The 1,733-nt window shown below is 71.6% G+C and carries 1 protein-coding gene; it reads left to right on the forward strand.

What is annotated here, in order from left to right:
- The coding region (locus ABD810_RS38410; protein WP_344952750.1) for a helicase-related protein at positions 1–1,542 on the forward strand (1,542 nt) is incomplete at its 5' end.
- Positions 1,543–1,733 lie beyond the last annotated feature (191 nt).

Here is a 1,733-nt window from a genome sequence, read left to right on the forward strand (position 1 = left end):
ACCTCCGCGGTCTCCACCTCGGCCACCTCCACCCCCACCTCCGCGGTCTCCACCTCGGCGGCTGTGGGTGAGGAGGCCGGTGGTGCGCTGGTGCTGCGTGGGCCGCTCGAGCGTGACAGCCTTCACCTCAGCGTCGTCCGGCTGGCCACCGCCGAGCAGCGGCTCGCCTGGCTGGCCGAGACGCTGCGCGAGCTGCCGGGCTCCGGCATCATCTACACGCTGACAGTCGCCGCCACCCAGGAGATCGCCGCCTACCTGCGTGAGCAGGGCCACACGGTGGCCGCCTATTCCGGGCAGACCGACCCCGCCGAACGGCTCGCCGCCGAGCAAGACCTGCTCGACAACAAGCTGAAGGCGCTGGTGGCGACCTCGGCGCTCGGCATGGGCTTCGACAAGCCCGACCTCGGTTTCGTCATCCACGTCGGCGCTCCCGCGTCACCCGTGGCCTACTACCAGCAGGTCGGCCGAGCCGGGCGCGGGGTGGAGCGCGCGGAGGTCATCCTGCTTCCCGGTCCGGAAGACCGCGACATCTGGGCCTACTTCGCCTCGCTCGCCTTCCCGCCGGAGCCCGTCGTCCGGGCCACGCTCCAGACCCTGGACCAGGAAGGCATGATGTCCACGGCCGCGCTGGAGACCCGGGTCGACCTCAGCCGCAACCGGCTGGAGACGATGCTCAAGGTCCTCGACGTCGACGGTGCCGCCAAGCGGGTCAAGGGGGGCTGGCAGTCCACGGGCCGGCCATGGGCGTACGACACCGAGAGGTACGCACGGGTCGCCGCCGAGCGCGCGGCCGAGCAGCGGGCCATGCTCGACTACATCTCCACCGGCGAGTGCCGTGAGGAGTTCCTCAGACGCCACCTCGACGACGACACCGCGCGGCCCTGCGGTCGCTGCGACAACTGCACAGGAGCCCATCGCTCCCTCGACATCACCGCAGGAGCGGTGCAGAACGCCCGCGAGCGCCTCCACCGGCCAGGCATCGAGGTGGAGCCCCGGCGCCAGTGGCCCACGGGCCTGAAGGAACTCGGCCTCTCCGGTCGCATCCGTCCCGAGGCAGGGGCGGAGCCGGGCCGGGCGCTCGGGCGGCTGACCGATATCGGCTGGGGGAACGCCCTGAGGCGGCTGCTGGCCCAGAGCGCTCCGGACGGCCCGGTGCCCGATGAGATCTTCGACGCCGTGGTCAAGGTGCTGACCTCCTGGCGATGGGCGGAGCGACCGGTGTCGGTGGTCACCGTCCCCTCCACGACCCGGCCGTTGCTGATCGCCTCCCTGGGGGAGCGCCTTGCCGCCATCGGCAGGTTGACCTACCTCGGCTCCTTGACCTACCGGCAGGGTCCGCCGGGTCGTCAGCACAACAGCGCGCAGCGGGTGCGCGCTCTGCGGGCGACCCTGGCCGCGCCGGTCGCCGACGTCTCGGGCGGCCCCGTGTTGCTCGTCGACGACCGCGTCGACACCGGCTGGACCATGACCATGGGCGCGATGCTCCTCCGCGAAGCCGGCGCCCCCGCCGTACTCCCCCTCGCCCTCGCCACAACGAACTGACGAACCCCAACCTCAGAACCGGCAGGGCGGCAAGGTGAGGGCCGCTCGGCCTTCGGGCATGTGAGCTTCTGGACGGCCAGGTGCCCCGGCCAGCCCTTGGGGTGGTGCCGTCCTCGGGAAGGTGCGGCCCTTAGACCGTGACTCATTTGGGGATCGGTCGTTGGATCGATCGTGGATGCGTTCCTTCGACG

Origin of the sequence: Sphaerisporangium flaviroseum (genome assembly GCF_039537005.1) — a bacterium.
Lineage (GTDB): Bacteria > Actinomycetota > Actinomycetes > Streptosporangiales > Streptosporangiaceae > Sphaerisporangium > Sphaerisporangium flaviroseum.